We start from the raw sequence: 25,606 nt of genomic DNA, 5'->3' as shown, positions 1-25,606 counted from the left end.
AACTTATACCAATTCCCATTACACGGCAAACAGATAGACAATAATAGAAGACAAGCCATAATGAAATAAGTGAAATAGTCGAGGTATAAATGGCACTAAGATCAAAATTATTGGATGAAGAAGTAGTAAAATCAGCAAAAAAAATGCTGAAGAAAGTAAGGAACAATGCATATGTTGCAAAAAAACTAAATGCTGTAATTGCAGCAAAAAAGCATAGTATAACGGCTGTAGCAAAAATATATTGCATTTCAAGAAGCGCACTAACTTCGTGGATAAAACTCTTGAAATTAGGCAGAGAAGAAAAATTGTTTGCTCCTCCACAACGGCGTAGAAAAACTAAATTAAATCAGGCTCAACTACAGCAAGTTGAAGCATGGGTAGGAGAAAATCCTAATATTACCATTAAAGAAATGAGAATAAGAATCCAGGAAAAGTTCGGCTTAAATATTAGCAAATCTACAGTACACCGCTATATGCAAAAGATGAAATTCTCTTATATTACACCAAGACCAGTACACAATGTACAAGATAAAAGAAAACAAGAGGAATTCAAAAAAAAATCTCAACGAAGTTATTGGCAAGTATTCTGAAAAAGAGCTGTTTTTCTTCGATGAATCGCGGTTTGGCACACATTCAAAGACCGGGCATGGATGGTTTAAAAAAGGCGTCAGAACAAAAGTTAAGGTAAAATTAGGTAGGGAAAATTTTTATCTCTACAGTGCAGTTAATCCTAGAAATGGGGAGAATTCTAGCTTGTTTGCACCGAATGTCAACACTGATTGTATGAATATATTTCTTGAGCAAATGTCTCAATATTTGGGACCACGAGAAGCCTTTCTTGTTATGGATTGTGCTAGTTGGCATAAGTCGAAAAGTTTAAAGGTACCTAAAAATATTGAGATTATATACCTACCACCATACTCACCTGAACTCAATCCAGTTGAGAGGCTTTGGTTGTATGTAAAACAGAACATTTTGCGCAATAAAATATACGATACTATTGCTTTGCTTGAGAGTGCTTTGTGTAAATTTATTACTTCTCTTACCTACTCCACAATTAAACAACTCTGCTATGTATCCTATTTGAATGACCAACAATGAGAATTGGTATAACAATGAATTTATTGGTAACACCTATGAGTGGAAAAAAACATGTTTTTAAGATGATGCCTGGAAAAGAGGTGTTTAGAAAAACCCCGACTAGATTGATAAGTTGGCCTGAAGGTTATGATCCTACCTATAAAACTTTGCAGCAATTCTTGCCTAGACGGTTACATATGTCTGGAGGAAGAAAATGAAGGAAGTCTGGTAGACAAAGATTATAAAAGTGATTCTAACTTAGATTATGTAAAAAGTAACCATACATTTGTATACTACGGTAATGAGTTGGCTAATACCAATTCTCATTGTTGGTCATTCAAATAGGATACATAGCAGAGTTGTTTAATTGTGGAGTAGGTAAGAGAAGTAATAAATTTACACAAAGCACTCTCAAGCAAAGCAATAGTATCGTATATTTTATTGCGCAAAATGTTCTGTTTTACATACAACCAAAGCCTCTCAACTGGATTGAGTTCAGGTGAGTATGGTGGTAGGTATATAATCTCAATATTTTTAGGTACCTTTAAACTTTTCGACTTATGCCAACTAGCACAATCCATAACAAGAAAGGCTTCTCGTGGTCCCAAATATTGAGACATTTGCTCAAGAAATATATTCATACAATCAGTGTTGACATTCGGTGCAAACAAGCTAGAATTCTCCCCATTTCTAGGATTAACTGCACTGTAGAGATAAAAATTTTCCCTACCTAATTTTACCTTAACTTTTGTTCTGACGCCTTTTTTAAACCATCCATGCCCGGTCTTTGAATGTGTGCCAAACCGCGATTCATCGAAGAAAAACAGCTCTTTTTCAGAATACTTGCCAATAACTTCGTTGAGATTTTTTTTTGAATTCCTCTTGTTTTCTTTTATCTTGTACATTGTGTACTGGTCTTGGTGTAATATAAGAGAATTTCATCTTTTGCATATAGCGGTGTACTGTAGATTTGCTAATATTTAAGCCGAACTTTTCCTGGATTCTTATTCTCATTTCTTTAATGGTAATATTAGGATTTTCTCCTACCCATGCTTCAACTTGCTGTAGTTGAGCCTGATTTAATTTAGTTTTTCTACGCCGTTGTGGAGGAGCAAACAATTTTTCTTCTCTGCCTAATTTCAAGAGTTTTATCCACGAAGTTAGTGCGCTTCTTGAAATGCAATATATTTTTGCTACAGCCGTTATACTATGCTTTTTTGCTGCAATTACAGCATTTAGTTTTTTTGCAACATATGCATTGTTCCTTACTTTCTTCAGCATTTTTTTTGCTGATTTTACTACTTCTTCATCCAATAATTTTGATCTTAGTGCCATTTATACCTCGACTATTTCACTTATTTCATTATGGCTTGTCTTCTATTATTGTCTATCTGTTTGCCGTGTAATGGGAATTGGTATAAGAAACTCAACTTCTTGTATTGCATTTATCTCAGTAAACCCTAAAATATCGTTCAAAAAGTGGATCAGGATATTCTTATTTTTTTCCGTTCCAAAGATTTTTTTGAAACACAAATCATTGCGAGAAATTTTGATGGCAAAAATGCTTGAAAATATTAATAATTATACACACAATTATTCAACCATATTTTTGGAGATAGCTAGTTTCTGTATTTATTTTAAATTGAAGAAAGCTCAAATGAAAGATCGTGCTTTGCTAAAAATCACAGAATGCAGTCTGGTTACACATATAGTTGAAGTAATTCAGATTTGTAAGATATGTTTATCTGCAGTTATAGCTTCAACAGTAGGCGTTACTCTTGATTACCTCAACATTTTCTCTTGGCAATTCTTTAATGAACCGAGAAGTGCGCATCGGTTGCCACTGGTTGTTAATTTCCCTCCTATCTGCACATGAAATGATTAACCTTTCTTTGGCTCTGGTTATGCCAACATATGCGAGTCTCCTTTCTTCTTCTAAAGCTTTACCACTTTTATCTTCAAAAGATCTTTGATGAGGAAATAATCCCTCTTCCCAACCAGGTAGAAACACGCACGGGAATTCAAGTCCTTTGGCTGCATGAAGAGTCATAACATATACGGTGTCATCGTTATTCATATTATCCACTTCCATCACTAGACTTATATGCTCCAAGAAAGTTGTGGCATTATCGAAATTTTTTAAAGATGAGATGAGCTCCTTGACATTTTCTATTCGTGCTAAGCCTGTTACCTCCTCATTTTCAAGCATTTCAATATACCCTGATTGGTTTGCTACGATTTTAACGAATTCATGCAGTGGTTTTACGCTTACTATTTCTTCCCAAGCTTTAATTTTATTTAAAAAATCATTTAGTGAGAGTTTAATTCTTTCGGTTACTTGATTACTATTAACTAATATTTTTGCTGCCTCAAAAAAAGAAATTTTGTTATCCTGAGCAGTCGTGTATATTTTCTTTAGAGTTGTAGCTCCTATGCTTCTTTTTGGCCGATTTACGATCCTTTCGAAAGCTAAGTCATCGTTATTGTTTGTAACGAGTCTTAAATATGCAATTATATCCCTGACTTCCTGACGTTCGTAGAATTTTACACCACTTATAATCTTGTAGGGAATTGAATATTTTATAAAATACTCTTCGAGAACTCTAGTTTGAAAAGTGGCCCTTACCAGCACTGCAATGTCACTAAATCTGTATTTATTGAGCTTTAATATCTGTTCGCTTATGAACCTTGCTTCAGCTTTCCCATCCCATAATTTTATTAGATTTACCTTTTCCCCTTCAATGTTTGTTGTCCACAATTTTTTTTCTAAGCGAGTCTTATTGTGATTGATAACATATGACGCAGTTGCAAGTATGTGGGATGTTGACCTGTAGTTACACTCTAGTTTAACGGTTTTTGCATTTTTAAAATCATCAGAAAACTTCAAAATATTTTCAACTTCTGCACCACGCCAACTGTATATTGATTGATCGTCATCTCCTACACAGCAAATATTTGAGTGCTCTTTTGCAAGGTATTTTAGCCAAAGATATTGTATCGCATTTGTATCTTGATACTCATCTACCATGACATATTTAAACTTATTTTGGTAGTAGGACAGAACTTCAGTCTTTTGATTAAAGAGTTGTATGTTATATAGCAATAAGTCACCAAAATCGACAGAGTTAAGGAATTTTAATCTTTCCTGATACTGGTGATAGACTTTGAGTGCAGTTACGTACACTGGCCTAAATGATTGAATATCTTCCACTTCAGGTGGCAATAAGCACTTCTCTTTCCATTGCTGAATAATATTCATAATGGTCTTACATTTTTCTGATAGGTAATCAGGGCTTATTTCATTAATAATATTTTTTATTACCTGTAATTGGTCATCCACACCAATGATTGTAAAATTGGAATTTAGTCCCACGACTTCAGCATGATGACGTAGAATTTTTGCTGCAATTGCATGGAAAGTGCCAAGCCATGGTATGTTTGTGCCTGTTAGCTCAAGTACCCTTGATACCATCTCATTTGCTGCTTTATTTGTGAATGTAACTGCTAATATTTCATCAGAATAAGCGTGACCGTTTCTAATTATGTGCGCTATTCTTGAAGTAATCGTTCTTGTTTTTCCCGTTCCGGCTCCTGCCAATATCAAAACCGGTCCATCTATATTAGTTACAGCTGATTGTTGTTCTGGATTTAGCAGTGAGAGATAATCGTTCATCGTAGCCCTATAGATTATAACTTCGTAAAGTTAAACCTATGATCGAAATATTGTAAAGGTTTTATTGAATAGAACAGTTAAAGAATGCTTCACTCAAGTGTTACGTTTTGTATATACCTTTGTTAGGCAGCTTGGATGTGGTGGGTAACGATAAATTGATCTGATCTAGGCTGCTGTTTGTTGGGTGGATAGGTGGAGTTTGGAATGGCTTATATGTACAATTTAGTTCCTTCATTTCTATTTCTTCAACAAGGGGTTTTTCTTTTGGGGTATAGTGATTATGCGTTGCAGGTCGTTCAGTGAGATTTTCATATGTTTCTTTCAACCAAGTTCCGATATCATACATAAATCCATACGCTTTTTCTTTAAATTCTCTCCATGATCTGCCTAAACTGGCTAGTGTATTATTGAAGTAAATTGTCATGTAATCTCTTGTAGTGTACTGATAACTTTCACTATTTAATTTACCACTTTGTGTGTTACAAGTTTTGAAATAACCAAATATGTTGTACATTTCGCGCTGCCATTAATTACTAACATACACATATTATATATTGATAAATTAAAATAGTCAAGGATAAATTAAGGATTTAGTATATTGATTAAGCACTTAGAAAGCGCTCTGTATAATAATTTAAAATGGAGCTGGAGCTTTGTAGTACAATGTTTTCAAACGTTTAATATAATATTGACTTTACAACGATAGTCACTTTAAATTAGTAACTATTGTTGCAGTTAAAGTATCAATGGCTTTTTTCTTTTATTTTTTCGCAATTCTTAGCATTTTATCTGCTGTATGCGTAATTAGTGTAAGAAATCCTGTGCATGCAGTATTATTTTTAATTTTCACCTTCGTTAATTCTGCAGTTCTTTTTATTCTCCTTGGAGCTGAATTCATTGCTATGATGGTGCTGATAGTATACATCGGTGCGGTTGCAGTGTTATTCCTCTTTGTAGTTATGATGCTCGATATTGACTACATAAGGTTGCGCCAGGGTTTTGCAAAGCATTTCACTCTTGGTGCTATATTATGTGTTGTGTTTTTTCTAGTCATCAGCTTTGTAATCCGCAGCTCAGCACCAAATATAAGCAATGTTATAAACTATAATGCCAATAACGTGAAAGCTATCGGTAATTTGCTCTACACTGGCTACATGTACGCTTTTCATCTTTCTGGTATTCTGCTGCTTGTTGCAATTGTTGGTGCAATTGCTCTTACTTTGCAGGACAAGAAAAAAGGAGTTAAAAAACAGAATGTATTAAAGCAATTGACACAATCTTCATCTGTAAAATTGGTTAAGGCTAAATTTGGAAAAGGAGTAGAATGGAAATAGGATTAAATCATTTTTTGATAGTTTCTGCTATTTTGTTCACTATTGGGGTGTGCGGTATTTTCATTAACCGTAAGAGCATAATCAATATACTGTTATCAATAGAAATATTATTGCTGGCAATTAACATCAATTTAGTTGCTTTTTCTGCCTTTATGAATGATATAGTTGGGCAAATTTTTGTGATGTTTGTGTTGACTGTTGCGGCAGCAGAGTCAGGAGTTGGGCTTGCAATATTGGTTGTATATTATAGAAGTCGTGGCAATATAGATGTTGAACAAGCGAACTTAATGAAAGAATGAAAGTATGATGGATATACTGAAATTAATAGTATTTTTGCCACTTTTTGGTTCGCTATTTGCAGCACTTTTTAGAAAAAGTCAGTTAGTTACAACGGCAGGGATTGGAATATCTGCAGTTTTATCTTGGTATGTTTTTCTCACCTTCTCTGAAAATTATCACTTGAGTTTATTTCCTCTATTTTCATTAAGTGTATTAAAAGTAAATTGGGCAATTAGTGTGGATGCTCTCTCATCCTTAATGCTTATTGTTATTACCACCGTTTCACTAGTAGTCCACCTCTATTCTATCGGTTATATGGAGCATGACAAAGGGAAGTCGAGGTTTTTTTCTTACCTATCGCTATTTACGTTTTGCATGATTGTGCTGGTTGTAAGCGATAATTTCGTGCAGCTTTTTTTTGGCTGGGAAGGGGTTGGCCTATGTTCTTATTTACTCATAGGATTTTGGTTCCAAAAATATTCTGCAAATAATGCAGCAATTAAAGCATTTGTTGTGAATAGGGTAGGAGACTTTGCACTATTGATTGGGATCTTTCTCATTTATTATACATTTCACTCTTTGAAATTTACTGAAGTTTTTGACACAGCTGATCTTCTTGGCGCGCAGAACATTAGAGCATTCTGCTGTGAATTTAAAATAATTCATATAATATGCATATTACTTTTTATTGGCTGTATGGGTAAATCTGCACAGCTTGGTTTACATGTTTGGTTGCCAGATGCAATGGAAGGGCCAACCCCTGTTTCTGCACTCATTCATGCAGCAACGATGGTAACAGCAGGTATATTTTTAATAGCAAAATGTTCTCCATTGTTTGAGTTATCAAATGTGGCACGAGAATTAATAGTTATCGTTGGTGCACTTACTGCTTTTTTTGCAGCCACCGTTGCGATTACTCAGAATGATATAAAAAAAATAATTGCTTATTCAACCTGCAGTCAACTTGGTTATATGTTTATGGCATGTGGCCTTTCTGCTTACAATGTTGCTATTTTTCATTTAATGACACACGCTTTTTTTAAAGCTCTACTATTTCTTGGTGCTGGCAATGTAATTCATGCAATGCATCATGAGCAAAACATTCAGAAAATGGGAAATTGCTGGAAGAAAATCCCTTGCACTTACACTCTCATGTGGATTGGGTCTCTTGCGCTTTCTGGAATATTTCCATTTGCAGGTTTTTACTCAAAGGATTTGATAATTGAACATGCTTATAGTGCGGATAGTTTTGCTTTTGTAGTGAGCTTAATCGTTGCATTCTTTACGGCATTTTATTCTTGGAGATTGTTACTTCTTGTATTTCATAGCCAAAAACAAAGCAAAATTAATATACATGAAGCGCCAAAGATTATGCTTATACCACTACTGATGCTTGCTTTTGGATCAGTATTTTCTGGAATATGGGGAGCAAATATTTTGAACATAACTAGTAATGCGTTTTGGAAATCAAGTTTAGTAGTTGTGGGTGAGCATGGAGCTCATAATTTCTTTATAAAACTGCTGCCAACCTTAGCGAGCCTAAGTGGAATAGCACTTGCATATCTGATTTACCACTATCAAAAATTTAAGCAAATTAAGAGTAAATTTTTACTTAAATTTTTGCAGAATAAATGGTACTTTGATGAGGTATATGATTTTGTTGTAATTGCACCGATAAGGCTTATATCTAGGCTTCTATGGAAGTTTGATGTTAAGGCTATTGATTCATTTGGACCAGGTGGTATTGTAAGGTTGGTTAATGAATGTTCAAAAAGTTCTATAAAGTTACAAACTGGTTATATATTTGATTATGCGCTTATTATGTTTGTTACTCTAATAATCGGTGCTTTGTATATTATTTGGAATTAAATAAAAAGTGTTGTTATTTAGTATATTCTTGCTTCCACTGATAGGAGCGTTAATTTTATCTTTAATCAAGATTAACCATAAATCTATATATCTAAAATTTATCTCTCTATTTTTTGCCGTACTTCCATTTTTGCTTAGCATTGTAGCTTGTATAGAATTTGATTATAACAATGCGGACTTTCAGTTTGTCAGCTATCCAATCAAGAATGTAGGAATAGGGATAGATGGTATATCGTTGTTTTTCCTTCTGCTTACAACTTTCTTGTTTGTAATTTGTATACTCTATAACTGCAAAATGAGTTATACGACCCTAAAAGCCTATATGGCATTATTTCTACTGCTTGAGAGTTTTGTAGTCGGGTTTTTCGTTTCACTGAATGCTATAAGCTTTTATGTGTTTTTTGAAGCTGTTTTAATACCAATGTTCTTTATTATTGGCATTTGGGGAGGGAAGCAAAGGATATATGCGACGTTTAAGTTATTTCTTTATACATTAACTGGCTCATTATTATTTCTACTTGGGTTGGTATACATCTATAGTGTTTTTGGAACGTTTAGTATACAAAAATTAGCTACATTAGTGCCAAGCCTTGATCTTGAAGTGCAGTCATTGCTGTGGATTGCATTTTTTATTTCTTTTGCAATAAAAGTACCTATGTTTCCATTTCACACTTGGCTTCCTGATGCGCATGTGCAATCACCAACTTCTGGATCTGTGATTTTAGCTGGCTTGCTTATTAAAATGGGGGGATATGGATTTTTAAGGTTTTCTATTCCAATGCTTCCTCAGGCAAGTTTGTATTTTTCAAATTTCGTTGTTGTGCTGAGCATTATTGCGGTGATATATGCTTCTCTAGTTGCGTTTGCTCAAGATGATATAAAGAAGTTAATAGCTTATTCTTCAATAGCACATATGGGGATCGTTACTGCTGGCCTCTTTTCATTTTGTGAGGAAGGAGTACTGGGTAGCATATTTCAAATGATCAGTCATGGCCTTATCTCTGCTGCTTTATTTTTATGTGTTGGAATGCTATATACTCGAACTGGAACTTTGGAGATTGCAAAGTATTTTGGCATAGTAAACACAATGCCAAAATTTGGTTTTATGTTCATTTTGTTTTCAATGGCTTCAATAGGGCTACCTGGAACATCTGGGTTCGCAGGTGAGTTTTTGGCTATGGTTGGGATGTTTAAAAGCATAGGGTTTTTTACAGGATTTATCGCACTTGGCACTATTTTAAGCGCAGCTTATATGCTGAATTTATGTAAGCAAATAATATGGGGGGTTAGCTATTCTAAATTATTAAATAATCGCTTGGATAGCATAGAATTTTCTGTCTTAATTCTGCTTGCAGTGTTTGTTATTTTGCTTGGATTCTACCCAACCCTTGCACTGAATTATTTGAAGCCATGTATGGCAAATTTGTTAGTCAAATATAATGCGCTATGAATTATATACAGATATTGCCGGAAACGTTCTCTATTATCTCCTCGTTAGTGTTGCTACTGCTTGGAATTATACTTAACCGTCGAACTATCAACTTATTAGCACTTGGCTGCACAGTGGTAACTTTGATTATTTTAATTATTTCGGCAGAAAACAATGAAATTTTTCTCTTTAATTCGTTGTTAAAACTCAATTTATACATCAGGTCAGCCCAAGGGTTAATTCTCAGCACAGGAATTTTAATACTTTTGCTGCTGAATTTATCAAAATATGACTATAAATATGAATTTTCAATACTGATTCTTTTTGCGCTATTTGGCATGATAACTTTGGTTTCAGCAAATAGCTTGATTTCTTTCTATTTAGCTTTTGAGTTGATGAGTATATCTTTGTATGTTCTTGCGAGCTTTAATAAAGATTCAGCTTATTCATGTGAAGCAGGAGTGAAATATTTTACACTTAGTGCACTATCTTCCTGCATTATGCTATATGGAATGTCGCTGCTTTATGGATATACAGGACAAGTCAATTTCTCTGAGCTCAGTTCATTCTTGCAAAACCATCAGATAACTTATGGAATAGTTTTTGGGTTAGTCTTTGTCCTAATTGGTTTGTGTTTCAAGCTTGCTATTGTTCCTTTTCATATGTGGGCTCCAGATGTCTATCAAGGTGCACCTACCATAGTAACTGCGTTTTTTTCTACAGCTCCAAAAGCTGCACTTGTAACATTTTTAATTCGATTGATGAATGAAGAGTTAGTAAATGTAAAAAGTTATGTTCAGCCTATTTTCTTATACGTTTCAGCATTGTCTGTGCTTATCTCAGCTTTTGGGGCCTTGCATCAGCAAAACTTAAAAAGGCTGCTTGCTTACAGTTCAATTGGTCACATTGGTTTTATATTTGCTTCACTTTCTATTTTTACACAAGCAGGAACAGATAGTGCCTTAATGTATTTGGTGATATATATCATCACAAGCATAGGACTATTCTCATATCTCGTACAAATTGACGATGACGATTGTGATATTGCAAATTTATCTGGTATAGGGAAGAAACACCCAATTGTAGCATTTCATCTTTCTGTACTGTTACTCTCGATGTCGGGGATACCTCCACTTGCAGGTTTTATCGCTAAATTTTCTATATTCAAAAGTTTAATAAATTCTGGCTTTATCAGCCTGTCTTTGATCCTTGTAATAGCGAGTGTGATATCATGCTACTATTATTTAAATATCATGAAAGTTATGTATTTTGATAAAGCTAGTGGTAATAAGGTTGCTTATCCTAAGGGTCTATTCATTATCACTTCATTGGCTTCACTGATCAACCTCGTTCTTTTCTTGTATATAAAAGATCTTTACTCACTCATTGAACTAAAGGGCTGACAAGATGATCCCTGAGGGTTTTTATATTCATCATTACAAAGAAGTTTCAAGCACTAATACAGAAGCGTTGGATTTAATTGGGAGAGGAATATCAAATGAAACCGTTATTATTGCCGACAAACAAACAGAGGGTAGAGGACGCACTGGAAAAAACTGGATTTCTCCAGAGGGTAATTTTTATGCGAGTTTGGTGATAAACCTCTTTAACGATTATCTGAATGAAAGCCAGCTTTCGGTGTCATTCCAGCGCGTGACGCTGGAATCTAGAAAAAAAGAAGAATGGTCAAGCACACAACTGTACAAACGTTGTGGTATTCCCACCAAGGATGATGTCATCCCAGTGCCCAGACACTGGGATCCAGAAAACTTAATTACAAATGGGCACATCAGGCAACTGTGTAATAAGAACTGGATTCCAGTGTCACGCACTGGAATGACACCACATACCACCTGCAAATTGCAATGTTCGCATAGTTATGTGTCAAGCACTGGGAAAAATACTGGGATGACAGAAAGAGGTTTAATGAATCAAGTTAGCAAATTAACAGAATTGACTTTTGTTACTGCTCTTGCCGTTAGAAATACTATACTGTCATTTATAAATGGTCTAAATCTCCAGTATAAATGGCCAAATGACATTCTAATCGATGGCAAGAAAATAAGTGGAATATTGCTTGAAAAAAAATCCAATTCGAATTGGCTCATTATAGGAATTGGAATTAATGTCAATCATGCACCACTTCCAGGAACAACGTGCATTAGCAATTACGGTGAATCTGTGTCTAACATGGATCTGTTAAAGGAATTAATAATAAATTTTAATAAGCTAAGAAAGCAATGGCTATTTGATGGGTTTTATGCTATAAGGGAAATGTGGTTAAAAAAAGCATTCAAAATGAATGAGCAAATCAGTGTAAAGTTAGCTGACAAATTGTATGAAGGAATTTTTTCTGATATAGATAAAAGTGGTAAATTGGTGTTGCAGCAAAAGGATGGAAGCTTAATTTATTTTGATGCAGGTGAGTTGTTTATTGATAATGCATTATGAATGCATATGTAATTTTTGCTTACCTTATTAGTTTTACGTTGATTACCGGAGAACTGATTTTTACCATTTCTTGCTATACTAAAAGTAAAAAAATTCTAGAAAGCCTGAAAGGTAATAATGAAGAAGAAATATAAGCGATTACTTATAACTTCAGGAATTTTCTGCTTTTTAAGTTGTGCAGTTTTTTTTATTTTAACAACGCTCAAAGAAAATATCTCATTTTTCTATACAGTAAGTGAGGCAATAGTTTTACAAAATAGTCAAAAGCCAATCCGTGTTGGTGGAATGGTTGTTGAAGATAGTGTGATACGGAGCGAAAGCGAAGTAGTTTTTCAAATGACAGATTTTAACAAAAGCGTTATGGTAAAATATCAAGGAATACTTCCACCAATGTTCTCAGAAAAAAGTGGTGTTGTTGTGCAAGGTAAAATGTTTGATAACAGTACCTTTCTTGCAGATACAGTGTTTGCAAAACATGATGAGAACTATATGCCGAAAGTTTTAAAACAGATTCCTTAACCCAGCTGTATTGAAATAGTATGTAGAGAGAGTAACAGCCTGCTAGCAAGCTGTTACCTTTTTTATTAAAGCAATCCGTTTTGCTTATACCAATTCCCATTACACGGCAAACAGATAGACAATAATAGAAGACAAGCCATAATGAAATAAGTGAAATAGTCGAGGTATAAATGGCACTAAGATCAAAATTATTGGATGAAGAAGTAGTAAAATCAGCAAAAAAAATGCTGAAGAAAGTAAGGAACAATGCATATGTTGCAAAAAAACTAAATGCTGTAATTGCAGCAAAAAAGCATAGTATAACGGCTGTAGCAAAAATATATTGCATTTCAAGAAGCGCACTAACTTCGTGGATAAAACTCTTGAAATTAGGCAGAGAAGAAAAATTGTTTGCTCCTCCACAACGGCGTAGAAAAACTAAATTAAATCAGGCTCAACTACAGCAAGTTGAAGCATGGGTAGGAGAAAATCCTAATATTACCATTAAAGAAATGAGAATAAGAATCCAGGAAAAGTTCGGCTTAAATATTAGCAAATCTACAGTACACCGCTATATGCAAAAGATGAAATTCTCTTATATTACACCAAGACCAGTACACAATGTACAAGATAAAAGAAAACAAGAGGAATTCAAAAAAAAATCTCAACGAAGTTATTGGCAAGTATTCTGAAAAAGAGCTGTTTTTCTTCGATGAATCGCGGTTTGGCACACATTCAAAGACCGGGCATGGATGGTTTAAAAAAGGCGTCAGAACAAAAGTTAAGGTAAAATTAGGTAGGGAAAATTTTTATCTCTACAGTGCAGTTAATCCTAGAAATGGGGAGAATTCTAGCTTGTTTGCACCGAATGTCAACACTGATTGTATGAATATATTTCTTGAGCAAATGTCTCAATATTTGGGACCACGAGAAGCCTTTCTTGTTATGGATTGTGCTAGTTGGCATAAGTCGAAAAGTTTAAAGGTACCTAAAAATATTGAGATTATATACCTACCACCATACTCACCTGAACTCAATCCAGTTGAGAGGCTTTGGTTGTATGTAAAACAGAACATTTTGCGCAATAAAATATACGATACTATTGCTTTGCTTGAGAGTGCTTTGTGTAAATTTATTACTTCTCTTACCTACTCCACAATTAAACAACTCTGCTATGTATCCTATTTGAATGACCAACAATGAGAATTGGTATTAGCCAACTCATTACCGTAGTATACAAATGTATGGTTACTTTTTACATAATCTAAGTTAGAATCACTTTTATAATCTTTGTCTACCAGACTTCCTTCATTTTCTTCCTCCAGACATATGTAACCGTCTAGGCAAGAATTGCTGCAAAGTTTTATAGGTAGGATCATAACCTTCAGGCCAACTTATCAATCTAGTCGGGGTTTTTCTAAACACCTCTTTTCCAGGCATCATCTTAAAAACATGTTTTTTTCCACTCATAGGTGTTACCAATAAATTCATTGTTATACCAATTCTCATTGTTGGTCATTCAAATAGGATACATAGCAGAGTTGTTTAATTGTGGAGTAGGTAAGAGAAGTAATAAATTTACACAAAGCACTCTCAAGCAAAGCAATAGTATCGTATATTTTATTGCGCAAAATGTTCTGTTTTACATACAACCAAAGCCTCTCAACTGGATTGAGTTCAGGTGAGTATGGTGGTAGGTATATAATCTCAATATTTTTAGGTACCTTTAAACTTTTCGACTTATGCCAACTAGCACAATCCATAACAAGAAAGGCTTCTCGTGGTCCCAAATATTGAGACATTTGCTCAAGAAATATATTCATACAATCAGTGTTGACATTCGGTGCAAACAAGCTAGAATTCTCCCCATTTCTAGGATTAACTGCACTGTAGAGATAAAAATTTTCCCTACCTAATTTTACCTTAACTTTTGTTCTGACGCCTTTTTTAAACCATCCATGCCCGGTCTTTGAATGTGTGCCAAACCGCGATTCATCGAAGAAAAACAGCTCTTTTTCAGAATACTTGCCAATAACTTCGTTGAGATTTTTTTTTGAATTCCTCTTGTTTTCTTTTATCTTGTACATTGTGTACTGGTCTTGGTGTAATATAAGAGAATTTCATCTTTTGCATATAGCGGTGTACTGTAGATTTGCTAATATTTAAGCCGAACTTTTCCTGGATTCTTATTCTCATTTCTTTAATGGTAATATTAGGATTTTCTCCTACCCATGCTTCAACTTGCTGTAGTTGAGCCTGATTTAATTTAGTTTTTCTACGCCGTTGTGGAGGAGCAAACAATTTTTCTTCTCTGCCTAATTTCAAGAGTTTTATCCACGAAGTTAGTGCGCTTCTTGAAATGCAATATATTTTTGCTACAGCCGTTATACTATGCTTTTTTGCTGCAATTACAGCATTTAGTTTTTTTGCAACATATGCATTGTTCCTTACTTTCTTCAGCATTTTTTTTGCTGATTTTACTACTTCTTCATCCAATAATTTTGATCTTAGTGCCATTTATACCTCGACTATTTCACTTATTTCATTATGGCTTGTCTTCTATTATTGTCTATCTGTTTGCCGTGTAATGGGAATTGGTATAAGCAAGCAAACTAGCACAGAAAGTGGTTACAACATTTTCAATGAGATTATATGGAAAACTGGATTCCAGTGTCAAGCACTGGAATGACATCATAGGAGCACTGGGATGACAAAAAAAGGAGCACTGACCATTTTCGGTCTCTTAAGTTGCTTTAGCTACAAACATTAAGAAATTTACCAAATAAAAAAAAAGGCAAAAGAAACCCTAGTCATTGTCTATTTTCAGTATTGGCGTTTTTTAAGTCTTAAACGCTGCAATTTAGCTGCTTTTAAATGCGATTAACCTAAATTATAAACGTTAAGAAATTTACTGAGCGGAAAAAAAGGCAAAGAAACCCCAGGGTGGCTAGTATTCAAATTCTTCCTTGTCTATTTGACGTCTTTTACTGTCTTAAACGCTTTATAAGCGCGTTTCAGCTTATATAGGTAGAAACCTAGAAGTTTTATAAAGACATGAGGTGCACATAGTGCGAAAAATTAAGCATGATTTACGCCAAATACATTAAGTTTTTTGTCATTAATCCACTGCAGAGATTGCGAAGATAAATAAATAGCTTCACTTTCATGATAAGGGGGCTGGCAGAGTTTGTCAAGCAAGTTTTTTGTTTCTATTCCCAATAAAAGTTCGTTATTGGTTATGCAGGAAGTCTAATACTGTCGCAAAAGCTCGTGCGTGTGAAACTTTTTTTCCAACACAATGGATCTTCTGAAAAGTTTTCGAGTATATTGTATTTTTAATTTGTAAAATAAGATTTTTTCCTTTTTGCATGTTTCACCTAAAAAGGACACATTTTAGACTTCTTTGTTGAAATAAAACAGAAACAAAAGTGCTGTTTATTGCAGCTTTTGGGTAATTTAATGCGAAAAAATTTAGAGAGAAATTTTACACACAACCGCAGACATTTTTCCTTAAGTTGACGCCATTGAGTACCTTAATTAGAAGTCTAGCTTTAACTTTAAATGGACTACTCAACCGTGACAGACTTAGCTAAATTTCTTGGACAATCGGCATCTAACCCTTTTTTTGCTGCAGTAAAGTAAGCAAGGAATTGCATAGCAACACTGTAGATGATTGGAGAGATAAAATTATCAGTGTCTGGAAGTTGCACCACATCTGCACAAACTCCCCTTAGGAATGGCGCTCCTTGCTTATCACTGAAGGCAATTACTTTGCCTTTTCTTGCAATAATCTCTTGTATATTAGATAGCGTTTTAAAGAATAAACCATCATAAGGGATAATTGCTATAACAAGCACAGTAGAGTCTATTAAAGAAATAGAACCATGCTTCATTTCTCCTGCTGCAATACCAATGGTATTAATGTATGAAAGCTCTTTTATCTTCAATGCGCCTTCCATTGCAACTCCGTATGAACTTCCTCTGCCGATTAAAATAACGTTATTGTGTTCTAATATACTGCCTGATATATGTTGTATTTTCATCACATTCAAAACGTGCTCAACATACTCGGGAATAGAATTGATAGCACTGCTTAGCTGTTTTATTCTCTCTCCACCCAGTATACCTTTTATTTTTCCAAGCTCCACGGCAAAGCATGCTAAAGTTGCAAGTTGCGCAGAAAAGGTTTTTGTTGAAGCAACACCAATTTCTGGCCCAGCAAGAGTATGTAACACAATATCTGAGATCTTTTCAATGCTGCTGTTAAATGTGTTAGTTATACTAATGATTGTTTGCTTCTGTAATTTCGCATAACGCAGCGCTTCTATGGTATCTGCAGTTTCGCCAGATTGAGAGATGAATAACCCAATGCTGCCTTCTTCTAGCTTGACGTTGCTATACCTAAATTCTGATGAGATTTCCAGATATACTCGAACTTGAGCGACACTTTCCAGCCAATATTTTGCTATTAGCCCGGCAAAATAAGATGACCCGCATCCAACTATAGTAATGTAACTCCGCTCAGAAAATAATTTTTTGTTGACCTCTTTATATTGCTTGTAAAATTGATTTATTGTTTTGTTTAATGCACGCGGTTGCTCAAAAATCTCTTTTAACATGAAGCTAGGATACCCATTTTTGCTAATTAGAAAATCACTTGGACTACTATTTTCTATACTACGTTTAACTTGTGTACCATTGTTGTATATACTAACTCCACTAGATTTTATCACTGCAATGTCACCATCTTCCAAATACGATATTCTTTCCACAAATGCACTTAAAGCATTAGAGTCAGATGCAGCAAACACTGTGTTACAGTTATAGCCTATTGCTAAAGGCAAATTTCTCTTCGCAACAAATAAGGCGTCTGGATATTCTGCAAATAATAAGACCAAGGCAAATGAGCCGTGTAGGTTGTTTAAACACTTAAATAGAGAATCAACTGGCGACAATCCTTCATCAAGATATAAGGTTAGCATATTTGGTATGATCTCTGTGTCAGTATCAGTATGGAATAACATTCCCCTTTCTTCTAGACCCTTTTTTAGCAGATTGTAATTCTCAATTATGCCGTTATGAGCAACAACAACATTATTTGTATGAATGGGATGAGCATTTTTAAGGCCTGGAACTCCATGTGTAGCCCAGCGAGTATGTGCTATACCAACTGTACTGTGAGACATCTTGCTTTCATCAACAACTTCATACAATCTTTTAACTTTACCTTCTGATTTTTTGACTTCTATCTCGCCTTCGTTATTTATGATTGCTATACCTGAGGAATCATATCCCCTATATTCCAATTTTTGCAACCCAGTTAGCAAAGTTGGTATTACTGAATCACCGCTACTTACTACACCAAATATTCCGCACACAAATGGATCACCAAATGAACTTTCTTTTAAAGTTATGCAGCATTTTTGTCTTTATCATCTTTTCCCTTTTTACTTTCCTCTGGTGGTTGATTTTTATTCTTTTTATCACTCTTTTCGATTTTGCCTTTTTCAATTGGTTTAGCTGCCACTTTTTGAGTTTCTTTGTTTAAAACTTCAGATATAGCGGACTTTAGGACTTTCACCTCAACTTTTGGTGCTATTTCTATTATAAATTGTGCATTTGCCTCATCAACTTTATTAACTTCACCTATTATCCCGCTAGAAGTAATGACTGTATCACCACGCTTTATTTGATCTATCATCTTTCTATGTTCTTTTAGTTTTTTGTGTTGTGGACGAATAATGAGAAAATAAAATACCACAAATATTAAAATCAATGGAATAAAACTAGCAAAAGATGCGCCGATACTTGATGCATTGCTAGTTGCATCTGCTGCAAAAACTTCAGAAATGAGCATATTTAATCCTAATTGTTAATGATAAAAATAAACCTATTTAAGTATTAATTACAATACCATGCCATGTCAAGTCTGGTGAAAACGTTTCTAAATACCGGTTGCGGATTTTAGATTATGCTAAAACCAGTATGGCGGGAGTGATGAGACTTGAACTCACGACCTCATGCGTGACAGGCATGCGCTCTAACCAACTGAGCTACACCCCCCCTAATTCCTTTTTAGCGTTTTCGGGCTTCGACTTTAAAGCTAATAAACATGTTGCCCTTTGTCAATATTTTTTGTTTGCGCTTTGCTGTCTTTTCTATTACTATGTAAATAATTTAATTTCACACATGGCTTGTACAAGTAGTCCCATTAGGGTTATGCCATGGAAGATAAACTATTTGGAGGAATAAATATGGCAAGTTTGCCTGAAGTCACTGTGCGTGATTTAGCCGAATCTGGTGTACATTTTGGTCACAAAATTAGTCGCTGGAACGCAAAAATGGCTCCATACATATATGGAGTGCATCAAGAAAATCGTATACATATAATTGACTTGCGAAAAACATTACCATTGCTACAGGTGGCCATGAAGGCTTTATATGACGTTGCATCTCAAGGTGGTCGCATTCTATTTGTTGGTACAAAGTTTCAAGCTTTTGATATTATTGCAAGTGAAGCGATTCGTTGTGGTCAATATTATGTGAATCATCGATGGCTTGGTGGTATGCTTACTAATTGGGGCACTGTTTCTTCTTCGATAAAAACCTTGATGCAATATGAGAAAATATTAAATGACGAGGATAGCATTTTAACAAAGAAAGAATTGGGGAACATTGAAAAGAAAAAGCAAAAGCTTGATAAGGCGCTTGGTGGTATTAGGGAAATGGGAGCAATTCCTGATATCTTATTCATCATTGATACTAATAAAGAGCATATTGCGGTTAAGGAGGCTAAAAAGTTAGGAATTCCAATAGTTGCAATACTTGATACTAATTCTGATCCAGATGATATTACTTATCTAATACCTGGAAATGATGACTCAAGAAAATCAATAGAGCTCTATTGTAAATTAGCTACCGACTCTATATTAGCTGGAATAGAGTCTAGTCTAGCAAGATCTGGAGTTAAGATTGATAATATAAAAGGTGATGAGTTTATTCAAGAAAAAGAAGATAGTATTGTGCAAACTAAAAGGAAACGTAGTAAAGTTTACAAAGAAGAAGAAAGGGAGGTAGTAACAAATGAAGATGAATCCAGATAATATAAGGGAATTACGTGATAGGACAGGGCTTGGCTTAAGTGACTGTAAAAAAGCATTAGAAGAATGTGATGGTGACATCAAGAAAGCCGTTGATAAGTTGCGTACAATAGGTCTTGCTAAAGCTGACAAAAAATCTGATAGAGTAGCTTCAGATGGGCTCGTTGCTATGTGTTTGACTGAAAATTATGGTGCATTGGTTGAACTCAATTGCGAAACCGATTTTGTTGCAAGGAATGAGAAATTTATAGAGTTAGTTTCAAATTTAGCATCAATTGCTCATCAAGAACGCTGTATCAGCGTTCTTGAGTTAAAAAATGCCAAGTATGAAAGCATTGGCACAGTGCAGGAAGCTATTATGAATGGTACGTCAGTTCTTGGTGAAAAGTTAGAGTTAAGCAAGCTTTGTTACTTAGAAGCTAAGGATGGAGTTATTGCTGGTTACGTACATGGTGATGCGCATGGCTTAGGTAAGATTGGTGCTTTAATTGCATTGCAATCATCTGGTGATAAGGCAAAGCTACAAGAGATTGGAAAACAAATAGCTATGCATGTAGTTGCTATGAAGCCTGAAGCTTTGTCTATAGATGATTTAGATCAAATGAAGTTGAAAAATGAACGTTCTATAATTGAAGAGCAAGTAAGGAGCTTAAATAAACCTGAAGAAGTAGCAAAAAAAATAGTAGATGGACGAATGGCTAAGTACTATGAAGAAGTTGTTTTACTAGAACAAAAGTTCATAAAAGATGATAAAATGAAGGTTTCTGATTTTATAAAATCAAGCGAGGTGAGTGCTATTAAATTATCTGATTACAAGTTACTTGTTTTGGGCAGTGCAAACTAAATGGTAAGAAATGTCTTCCTTAGCAGATAAAGTAAAATACTCTAGAGTGTTATTGAAGATCTCTGGTGAAGCTTTGATGGGGTCACAGTCTTTTGGCCATGATATGGGAATAATAAGCCAATTATGCAAAGATATAGCTGATGTTAACAGGCTTGTAGTTCAGGTATGTATTGTTGTTGGTGGTGGTAATATCTTTCGTGGCGCATCTGCGTCTTTAAGTGGCTGTGAAAGAGCAAGCAGTGATTATATTGGAATGCTTGCAACTATAATCAATGCTTTAATTTTACAAAACTTTTTAGAAAAAAATTTAGTAGCTTCTAGGGTATTATCTGCAATACCCATGGCCACTGTATGTGAACCTTACATAAGAAGGAAAGCTATTCGTCATTTAGAAAAAGGTAGAGTGGTAATTTTTGCAGCAGGCACAGGCAACCCATTTTTTACTACAGATACAGCTGCAGCCTTACGTGCTGTTGAAATGAATTGTGATGTTATTCTAAAGGGTACACAAGTAAATGGTGTATACTCCGCTGATCCGAAAAAAAATGAGGATGCTGTAATGTATGATAGGCTTTCTTACACGGATTTATTGACTCGTGATTTAAAAGTTATGGATGCATCAGCAATTTCACTTGCTCGTGAGAATTCTATTCCAATTATAGTTTTTTCTTTGAAGGGAGAAAAAATAGTCAATATTATTAAGGGTCAAGGTACTTATACTATAGTTTCAGATTGTAAACAGTAGGTAATTTATGTTAAATGAAATAAAAGCTAAAACAAAAGAAAGAATGCTAAAAACTATTCAGTCCTTTCATGATGATATTAAAGGCGTACGCACTGGTAGAGCTAGCGCATCGTTGCTTGATGGTGTAGTTGTAAATATCTATGGTGGACATCAAAAGTTAAATCAGGTTGCAGGCGTTTCAGTTATAGATAACAAAACCCTATCAATTAAAGTTTGGGATATTAATGTTGTAGGTGAAGTGAAAAATGCTATATTAAATGCCAACTTGAATTTAAATCCTGTTGTTGAGGGCAATACCATACGTATAGCTCTTCCGGATTTAACACAAGAAACCCGTGAAAAATTAGTAAAATTATTGCATCAGTTTTCTGAAAATGCGCGGATTGCCATCAGAAATATACGCAGAGATGTTATGGAAGAAATAGAGAAAATGAAGGGAAATAAGGAGATCTCAGAAGATGATTTTCATGGTGCTAAGAAGGAAATACAAAATATTACTGATGATAATATAAAAAAGATTGATGGTGAATTGTCCATCAAAGAAAAGGATATATTGCATCACTAAGGTAATATGAAAGAAACCTTCAGTAGTGAAAAAGAAAAAATTACATGCAAGGGTGCCATGGAGGTAGCAGGCACACAACCGTACGAACGTTGCAATATTGCACAGTATTGTACAGTAAATGATGTCATTCCAGTGCCCTCTTTCCTGTCATCCCAGTGCCTTTTTTCCCTGTCATCCCAGTGCGTGACACTGGGATCCATCTTATTTTCATCATGGACATTATATGCTCTAAGAATCTGTTGTTCATTGCATAATTTGCAAATATTTTTATACTTAGATCCCAGTGTCACGCACTGGGATGACAGGGAAAAAAGGGCTACTGGGATGACACCTTTCAAGTGTCCCAAATCACAATGTTTGCACAGTTATATGTCAAGTACTGGAATGATATCGAGTAGTTTAGATGAACTTTAAATGTTGAATCAAGAATCTTTACCGAAACATTTAGCAATTATTATGGATGGTAATGGTAGATGGGCGAACAATCAAGGAAAGGTAAAAATTGATGGTTATAAAAAGGGCAGTGAAGTTGCATACGATATTGCCAAGTATTGTACGGACCTAACCATACCCTACTTAACTTTGTATGCATTCTCTATGGAGAATTGGCTTAGACCTAAAAACGAAACTGACTGTCTATTTGATTTATTTTACTCCGTTTTAACTAATGAAGATAAAGTCAATTTCATTTGTAACTGTAACATTAAGTTGAATTTTATTGGCAATTTAAGTCTGTTATCCAGTAAAATATTGGATCAAATTAAAAAAGCAGAAGAAATGACACATAAGAACGATGGGTTATTACTCACTGTGGCAGTTAGTTACGGAGCAAAGCAAGAAATTACACAAGCTATAAGCAATATTATAAAAGAAAATATTGCTTATGTATCAGAAGAGGAATTTGAAAAATTTCTATATACTAAAGATTTGCCAAAATTGGATTTATTAATTCGCACTGGTGGCGAAAAAAGATTAAGCAATTTTTTATTATGGCAAGCAGCTTATGCTGAATTATATTTTTGTGATACTTTATGGCCTGATTTTTCTTGTCAAGATTTGAGCAAAGCATTAGAAGATTATACAAAAAGAGAGAAAAAATATGGTAGATAATAATTTTATAGTCAGAATATTGTCCTCAATAATAATATTATTTATATTTTCTTTTGCTACATATTTCAGTGATTTATCGTTTTACCTATTAATTTTTTCGATAGCAGTTTTATCTTCTTTTGAATGGTATAATCTAACCCAAGGAAACAAAATTTTATACGTTTTTGCATTATTATTAATTGCGCTACCAAGCGCCTCATTAATATATTTATATAATCTACCACAGGGAAAATATGCATTAGTATGGTTCGTCTTAACCATTTGGGGAATTGATGTTACTGCCTACCTGTTTGGCAAGAATTTTGGTGGAGCTAAAATTTGCCCAATTCTTAGCCCTGGAAAAACTTGGACAGGACTTCTTGGTGCAATCTTAGCTGGAGTAGTGTGCACAATTTTTGGATCAATATTTTTTGGTCTATTTTCAATTCTTTATTCTCCAATCATTGGCCTTGCAATCGCTATTCTAGCGCAACTTGGCGATTTCACTGAGTCGCTTGTTAAAAGAGCTTACGGTGTTAAAGATAGTGGAAGTATGATACCTGGCCATGGAGGAGTGCTCGATCGTATGGATAGTTTCATTTTTACTGCCCCTCTTATTGCTATTTACATAAGCTAAGTCTGCAGAAGTGCCATTAGAGTTCATCCCTAGTCAGCTCCCCAACCGCTTCTACAGTACAGTCATGGACAAACGTCTTTTCACAATAAGGGCAGGCTATTTCCTCTTCTTCTCCCATATCTAAATATATTAATGGATGGCCGGAACCCTCATCATTCTCATCACCATGACAACAAACTTTTCTATTATTAACCCTCACTTTTGACATGCTACTCCTTTAGCTTATAACATTTTATATATTGAATATACCCATCCAGAAATAAAAAACAACAAGCACTATTCTCCATTTTTTATCCTATTCAGGTTAATCAATTCGTTTTGAACGCCTTTTGATACAAATTTGCTAACATCTTCTCCTAATCTTGCTATTTCCTTTACAAAACTTGATGAGATAAATTGAGTATCTTCAGAAGCAGGAAGAAATATGGTTTCGATTTCAGGAAGAAGTTTATAATTTACCCAACTCATTTGAAACTCGTAATCAAAATCCGATACTGCTCTGAGTCCCCTTATAATAACAGAAGCATTCTGCTCTTTGGCAAACTTCACTAGCAACCCATTAAAAGATATAACATCTGCATCAATTCCTAGCCCTTTGATTTCACTTTCAGCCATGCTTGTGCGTAGCTTTGTGTCAAAGGCAATATGCTTATTAACGTTTTCTGCAACTCCTATTATTAATTTATCGACTAGTTTACACGCTCTTTTGATTATGTCAATATGCCCAAAAGTTATAGGGTCAAATGTGCCAGGGTAGATTCCTATTCTGTTATTAATGTTCATCCTTTATTTTTATATAAACTACTTTAAAAACTTTTGATAGACATAATAACATTTTTTATCTAAAAATGAAAGTATACAGTTGGCCTGATAGCTCAGTTGGTAGAGCAAAGGACTGAAAATCCTTGTGTCGCTGGTTCGATTCCTGCTCAGGCCACTTTCTCTTTCGTGGCAAACTTGCCTTTTTGTTATAAAATACTCTATATCACAACATAAATATTAGGGAGATGGTATATAAATATTATAATAAAGTATTTAAGATCTTATTAATTATAGTTCTATTATTAAGCAATATTACTTATGCTGGCGTTAGTGAAAAACCGGCATCTCAACATCTAACCAAAAAAGAAGAACCAGCGTCAACTGTCTTGACGGCAGAAAATACAGTAAATAATGACATAGTTGTTGGTTTATTGAAAACGGAAGAAGCACATGAGCTTGGGCTATCTCAAAATATTTACGAGATGTTCAATAATTTTGGAGTTAAAACCGTACTCATTGACTACAATAAAATAATTAACCTAAAAGAAATCCAAGAAGAGTCGCTTATCTTTGCAAAACAAGATGAAACATTGGCAAAGAAGCTGACATTAGACCGAATAAAAATTGAAGTTGCAAAGTTTATTGAAGAGCACAAAATAAATAGAATATTTATTCCGGATAATTTACACTCAGCACCCACCCCTTATCGCCAGCTTGTTACTGAAGCAATTGCAAAAATAGTGGATGATAACCCTGCAATTCATTTATTTGGCATATGTGAAGGCATAATGAATGCAAAGGGAATTGAAGTAGTGAGTGTTGTGAGTGATGAAGAGAAGCAAAGATCTCATTTAGAATCAGCACCTAATCCACATAAAGATGATGCACCTCTCCAGCAGATAAAGATCGTTCCAAACAGTCGTTTAGCGGAATTAGTAGCTAAATTCTTAATACCTAATGAAAATGGCTGGTTTTCAACATATTTTCCAGATGCTCATTCAGGGGCAGTAAGTAATACACCAGAAAATAGAAGAAAATTGGAGTTACTTGGATATAAAGTTGCAGCATTTTCCAGTGGTGGGGTAATAGAGGCTATTGAAGATAAGCACGGTAATATTTACTTTCAATGTCATCCAGAAGCCCTTGTTGTGAAGTCAGATAAAAACCTCTATTTATCAAATCACAAGGAACGTCAAGTGTCTACACTAGTTGCTATAGCAATTATAAATGATTTTCTTTATCGTGCTTAGT

Annotated in this window: 28 protein-coding genes, 2 tRNA genes and 1 pseudogene; 20 read left to right on the top strand and 11 right to left on the bottom strand. The window is 34.6% G+C overall.

What is annotated here, in order from left to right:
• Window positions 1–89 precede the first annotated feature (89 nt).
• Together ACWHVF_RS07190 and ACWHVF_RS07185 are read left to right on the top strand one after the other, a co-directional pair.
• Window positions 90–1,101, top strand: a protein-coding gene (locus ACWHVF_RS07190; protein ID WP_447933057.1) for an IS630 family transposase whose coding sequence is annotated in 2 segments (ribosomal slippage) — window positions 90–551 and window positions 553–1,101 — 1,011 coding nt in all. Because the reading frame shifts where the segments join, the coding sequence is not laid out codon by codon here.
• A complete protein-coding gene (locus ACWHVF_RS07185) occupies window positions 1,098–1,298 on the top strand; it encodes a hypothetical protein (protein ID WP_064124780.1) in 201 nt (66 codons plus the stop codon). The genes ACWHVF_RS07190 and ACWHVF_RS07185 overlap by 4 nt, the downstream gene beginning before the upstream one ends.
• A gap of 105 nt (window positions 1,299–1,403) precedes the next feature.
• On the opposite strand, the gene ACWHVF_RS07180 is transcribed toward ACWHVF_RS07185, so the two are convergent.
• The 4 genes and pseudogenes from ACWHVF_RS07180 to ACWHVF_RS07165 all read right to left on the bottom strand — a co-directional run bounded on the left by ACWHVF_RS07180 (window position 1,404) and on the right by ACWHVF_RS07165 (window position 5,267).
• Window positions 1,404–2,415 (bottom strand): IS630 family transposase gene (locus tag ACWHVF_RS07180; protein ID WP_447933057.1). Its coding sequence is split into 2 segments (ribosomal slippage): window positions 1,404–1,952 and window positions 1,954–2,415, totalling 1,011 coding nucleotides; the frame shifts between segments, so codons are not numbered across the junction.
• A 75-nt stretch (window positions 2,416–2,490) separates the two neighbouring features.
• Window positions 2,491–2,643, bottom strand: a pseudogene (locus ACWHVF_RS07175) (PD-(D/E)XK nuclease family transposase); the annotation flags it as partial.
• 196 nt (window positions 2,644–2,839) lie between these two features.
• Entirely contained in the window at window positions 2,840–4,753 is a 1,914-nt protein-coding gene (locus ACWHVF_RS07170) for an ATP-dependent helicase (RefSeq protein WP_064125546.1), read from the bottom strand.
• A 100-nt stretch (window positions 4,754–4,853) separates the two neighbouring features.
• The gene (locus ACWHVF_RS07165; protein WP_064125545.1) at window positions 4,854–5,267 is read right to left on the bottom strand and encodes a WD_0964 family protein; all 414 of its coding nucleotides are present in this window, start codon (window positions 5,265–5,267) and stop codon (window positions 4,854–4,856) included.
• 232 nt (window positions 5,268–5,499) lie between these two features.
• Between ACWHVF_RS07165 and ACWHVF_RS07160 the strand changes: the two genes are divergently transcribed.
• The 9 genes from ACWHVF_RS07160 (at window position 5,500) to ACWHVF_RS07120 (ending at window position 13,816) form a co-directional block, all read left to right on the top strand.
• On the top strand, window positions 5,500–6,087 hold the full coding sequence (locus ACWHVF_RS07160; RefSeq protein WP_447933285.1) for an NADH-quinone oxidoreductase subunit J: 588 nt from the start codon (window positions 5,500–5,502) through the stop codon (window positions 6,085–6,087).
• Window positions 6,078–6,386: an NADH-quinone oxidoreductase subunit NuoK gene (gene nuoK / locus ACWHVF_RS07155; protein WP_447933284.1), complete on the top strand. Its 309-nt coding sequence runs from the start codon at window positions 6,078–6,080 to the stop codon at window positions 6,384–6,386. Before ACWHVF_RS07160 ends, nuoK begins: the two co-directional genes overlap by 10 nt.
• Before the next feature lie 4 nt (window positions 6,387–6,390).
• Window positions 6,391–8,235 carry an NADH-quinone oxidoreductase subunit L gene (gene nuoL / locus ACWHVF_RS07150; RefSeq protein ID WP_447933283.1) on the top strand — a complete coding sequence of 615 codons (1,845 nt, stop codon included), beginning with the start codon at window positions 6,391–6,393 and terminating at the stop codon, window positions 8,233–8,235.
• Between the two features lie 7 nt (window positions 8,236–8,242).
• The gene (locus ACWHVF_RS07145) at window positions 8,243–9,685 is read left to right on the top strand and encodes a complex I subunit 4 family protein (RefSeq protein WP_447933282.1); all 1,443 of its coding nucleotides are present in this window, start codon (window positions 8,243–8,245) and stop codon (window positions 9,683–9,685) included.
• Complete coding sequence (locus tag ACWHVF_RS07140) at window positions 9,682–11,067, top strand: NADH-quinone oxidoreductase subunit N (RefSeq protein ID WP_447933281.1); 1,386 nt, start codon at window positions 9,682–9,684, stop codon at window positions 11,065–11,067. Before ACWHVF_RS07145 ends, ACWHVF_RS07140 begins: the two co-directional genes overlap by 4 nt.
• Window positions 11,068–11,071: 4 nt before the next feature.
• The gene (locus ACWHVF_RS07135) at window positions 11,072–12,115 is read left to right on the top strand and encodes a biotin--[acetyl-CoA-carboxylase] ligase (protein ID WP_064124713.1); all 1,044 of its coding nucleotides are present in this window, start codon (window positions 11,072–11,074) and stop codon (window positions 12,113–12,115) included.
• Window positions 12,112–12,249, top strand: a complete 138-nt coding sequence (locus ACWHVF_RS07130; protein WP_179945544.1) for a CcmD-like small membrane protein — start codon at window positions 12,112–12,114, stop codon at window positions 12,247–12,249. Before ACWHVF_RS07135 ends, ACWHVF_RS07130 begins: the two co-directional genes overlap by 4 nt.
• On the top strand, window positions 12,233–12,634 hold the full coding sequence (gene ccmE / locus ACWHVF_RS07125) for a cytochrome c maturation protein CcmE (RefSeq protein ID WP_064124714.1): 402 nt from the start codon (window positions 12,233–12,235) through the stop codon (window positions 12,632–12,634). The genes ACWHVF_RS07130 and ccmE overlap by 17 nt, the downstream gene beginning before the upstream one ends.
• Window positions 12,635–12,804: 170 nt before the next feature.
• Window positions 12,805–13,816 (top strand): IS630 family transposase gene (locus tag ACWHVF_RS07120; RefSeq protein WP_447933057.1). Its coding sequence is split into 2 segments (ribosomal slippage): window positions 12,805–13,266 and window positions 13,268–13,816, totalling 1,011 coding nucleotides; the frame shifts between segments, so codons are not numbered across the junction.
• 105 nt (window positions 13,817–13,921) lie between these two features.
• On the opposite strand, the gene ACWHVF_RS07115 is transcribed toward ACWHVF_RS07120, so the two are convergent.
• The 5 genes from ACWHVF_RS07115 to ACWHVF_RS07095 all read right to left on the bottom strand — a co-directional run bounded on the left by ACWHVF_RS07115 (window position 13,922) and on the right by ACWHVF_RS07095 (window position 18,676).
• The gene (locus ACWHVF_RS07115) at window positions 13,922–14,122 is read right to left on the bottom strand and encodes a hypothetical protein (protein ID WP_064124780.1); all 201 of its coding nucleotides are present in this window, start codon (window positions 14,120–14,122) and stop codon (window positions 13,922–13,924) included.
• Window positions 14,119–15,130, bottom strand: a protein-coding gene (locus ACWHVF_RS07110) for an IS630 family transposase (RefSeq protein ID WP_447933057.1) whose coding sequence is annotated in 2 segments (ribosomal slippage) — window positions 14,119–14,667 and window positions 14,669–15,130 — 1,011 coding nt in all. Because the reading frame shifts where the segments join, the coding sequence is not laid out codon by codon here. The genes ACWHVF_RS07115 and ACWHVF_RS07110 overlap by 4 nt, the downstream gene beginning before the upstream one ends.
• Before the next feature lie 1,049 nt (window positions 15,131–16,179).
• Window positions 16,180–17,991 carry a glutamine--fructose-6-phosphate transaminase (isomerizing) gene (gene glmS / locus ACWHVF_RS07105; protein WP_447933280.1) on the bottom strand — a complete coding sequence of 604 codons (1,812 nt, stop codon included), beginning with the start codon at window positions 17,989–17,991 and terminating at the stop codon, window positions 16,180–16,182.
• A 32-nt stretch (window positions 17,992–18,023) separates the two neighbouring features.
• Window positions 18,024–18,470, bottom strand: a complete 447-nt coding sequence (yajC, locus tag ACWHVF_RS07100) for a preprotein translocase subunit YajC (RefSeq protein WP_064125233.1) — start codon at window positions 18,468–18,470, stop codon at window positions 18,024–18,026.
• Between the two features lie 129 nt (window positions 18,471–18,599).
• Window positions 18,600–18,676: transfer RNA gene (locus ACWHVF_RS07095), tRNA-Asp, on the bottom strand.
• A gap of 191 nt (window positions 18,677–18,867) precedes the next feature.
• On the opposite strand from ACWHVF_RS07095, the gene rpsB reads away from it, so the two are divergent.
• Genes rpsB through ACWHVF_RS07060 form a run of 7 tightly spaced genes read left to right on the top strand, consistent with a single transcriptional unit; the run spans window position 18,868 to window position 23,593 of the window.
• Window positions 18,868–19,716 carry a 30S ribosomal protein S2 gene (gene rpsB, locus ACWHVF_RS07090; RefSeq protein WP_447933306.1) on the top strand — a complete coding sequence of 283 codons (849 nt, stop codon included), beginning with the start codon at window positions 18,868–18,870 and terminating at the stop codon, window positions 19,714–19,716.
• Window positions 19,697–20,557 (top strand): translation elongation factor Ts, encoded by an 861-nt coding sequence (gene tsf / locus ACWHVF_RS07085; protein ID WP_064125232.1) that lies wholly within the window; start codon window positions 19,697–19,699, stop codon window positions 20,555–20,557. Before rpsB ends, tsf begins: the two co-directional genes overlap by 20 nt.
• 10 nt (window positions 20,558–20,567) lie before the next feature.
• The gene (pyrH, locus tag ACWHVF_RS07080; RefSeq protein WP_064125231.1) at window positions 20,568–21,302 is read left to right on the top strand and encodes a UMP kinase; all 735 of its coding nucleotides are present in this window, start codon (window positions 20,568–20,570) and stop codon (window positions 21,300–21,302) included.
• Between the two features lie 7 nt (window positions 21,303–21,309).
• A complete protein-coding gene (gene frr, locus ACWHVF_RS07075) occupies window positions 21,310–21,867 on the top strand; it encodes a ribosome recycling factor (protein WP_064125230.1) in 558 nt (185 codons plus the stop codon).
• A gap of 6 nt (window positions 21,868–21,873) precedes the next feature.
• A complete protein-coding gene (locus tag ACWHVF_RS07070; RefSeq protein WP_179945580.1) occupies window positions 21,874–22,281 on the top strand; it encodes a hypothetical protein in 408 nt (135 codons plus the stop codon).
• The gene (uppS, locus tag ACWHVF_RS07065; protein WP_015589050.1) at window positions 22,282–22,977 is read left to right on the top strand and encodes a polyprenyl diphosphate synthase; all 696 of its coding nucleotides are present in this window, start codon (window positions 22,282–22,284) and stop codon (window positions 22,975–22,977) included.
• Complete coding sequence (locus tag ACWHVF_RS07060) at window positions 22,967–23,593, top strand: phosphatidate cytidylyltransferase (RefSeq protein WP_064125228.1); 627 nt, start codon at window positions 22,967–22,969, stop codon at window positions 23,591–23,593. Before uppS ends, ACWHVF_RS07060 begins: the two co-directional genes overlap by 11 nt.
• A gap of 16 nt (window positions 23,594–23,609) precedes the next feature.
• Here the strand turns inward: ACWHVF_RS07060 and ACWHVF_RS07055 are convergent, their stop codons facing one another.
• Both ACWHVF_RS07055 and coaD read right to left on the bottom strand, forming a co-directional pair.
• Window positions 23,610–23,801, bottom strand: coding sequence for a zinc-finger domain-containing protein (locus tag ACWHVF_RS07055; RefSeq protein ID WP_006279326.1), 192 nt, complete (start codon window positions 23,799–23,801; stop codon window positions 23,610–23,612).
• Between the two features lie 68 nt (window positions 23,802–23,869).
• Window positions 23,870–24,376: a pantetheine-phosphate adenylyltransferase gene (gene coaD / locus ACWHVF_RS07050; protein WP_064125227.1), complete on the bottom strand. Its 507-nt coding sequence runs from the start codon at window positions 24,374–24,376 to the stop codon at window positions 23,870–23,872.
• 81 nt (window positions 24,377–24,457) lie between these two features.
• Here coaD and ACWHVF_RS07045 point away from each other — a divergent pair.
• Together ACWHVF_RS07045 and ACWHVF_RS07040 are read left to right on the top strand one after the other, a co-directional pair.
• Window positions 24,458–24,530: transfer RNA gene (locus tag ACWHVF_RS07045), tRNA-Phe, on the top strand.
• 211 nt (window positions 24,531–24,741) lie between these two features.
• Window positions 24,742–25,605 carry a glutamine amidotransferase gene (locus ACWHVF_RS07040; RefSeq protein ID WP_082860924.1) on the top strand — a complete coding sequence of 288 codons (864 nt, stop codon included), beginning with the start codon at window positions 24,742–24,744 and terminating at the stop codon, window positions 25,603–25,605.
• Window position 25,606: the final 1 nt, after the last annotated feature.

The sequence above is a fragment of the Wolbachia endosymbiont of Dactylopius coccus genome (genome assembly GCF_977011065.1).
Note: the sequence above shows the minus strand (reverse complement) of the source record. Positions and strands in the feature narration are given on the sequence as shown.